This window comes from Aliivibrio finisterrensis (genome assembly GCF_008933155.1).
Lineage (GTDB): Bacteria > Pseudomonadota > Gammaproteobacteria > Enterobacterales > Vibrionaceae > Aliivibrio > Aliivibrio finisterrensis.
This window is the reverse complement of sequence record NZ_WBVP01000081.1, coordinates 1-826: the sequence shown is the minus strand read 5'-3', so window position 1 is coordinate 826 and position 826 is coordinate 1. Positions and strand designations below refer to the sequence as shown.

The 826-nt window shown below is 54.8% G+C and carries 1 protein-coding gene; it reads right to left on the bottom strand.

Going from position 1 to position 826, the window contains the following annotated elements; all coding sequences use genetic code 11:
* The coding region (locus F8B77_RS17335) for a hypothetical protein (RefSeq protein WP_151656901.1) at positions 1-745 on the bottom strand (745 nt) is incomplete at its 3' end.
* Positions 746-826 lie beyond the last annotated feature (81 nt).

Below are 826 nucleotides of genomic sequence, written 5' to 3'. Positions count from 1 at the left end.
CCAAACCAATGTCATCGGTAACCGGGGTATACATCGCTTGTGTCGATAACGCCGTTAAGCTGCCATCACTGGCCACACGTGACCAGGCATGGCGACGGCTCGCATAACTGGTTGTGGCTTGGTTACTTCTGAGCTCAGACGTTATCGCATAATTGACAGAGACTTGAGGAGTCCTGAGAGGCTCATAGACAATGTCATAATCCACTACGCCTACGCCTGTGGCGCTTTCCACGGCCGAGCTGCTGTCACTGGCAATGCTCACCACGTTGTTATTGTTATCGCTGAGCGTGATGAGCAAGCGATAATAGTTATCCACATTCAGCGACGATAACGCTGAGAATGTGCTGCCTTGAGCGCCCGCCACATCGCTCCATATTCCTGCTCCGTTCACATCCTGAGATTGCCATTGATAGCTGACACTCAAGCCTTGAGTCGCCCCTAGGCGCTCTGCGATCTCGCTTTCAACCGTCACGAGGTTGATGAGCGTAATGCTGTCGGTATCTAATAGGCGCGGTTGTGAGTACGACAGTAACGGGGCGGTCATGTCCAATACGCCAGGGGTCGCTGATGTGCCATTACTAAAGGGCACGGTGATCGGCCCTAGCTGTTGGCTCAACGAGCCTCCGAGTTCATTTTGGGTGGCGCTGACCGTTAAGCGGGTGGTCGCGGGGTGATCGTTCAGCAGATCAGCGATGCTGTTGTAGCTTTGCGCCGGTGCCTGCTCACTGCGGTATTGATAGCTCACGGTGTAGTCGTTGGCCTCGGGTGACACCGTTTGTGACCCATCGGTTGGCTCAAGGGACGGCGTAGAGACCAAACTGGCTGG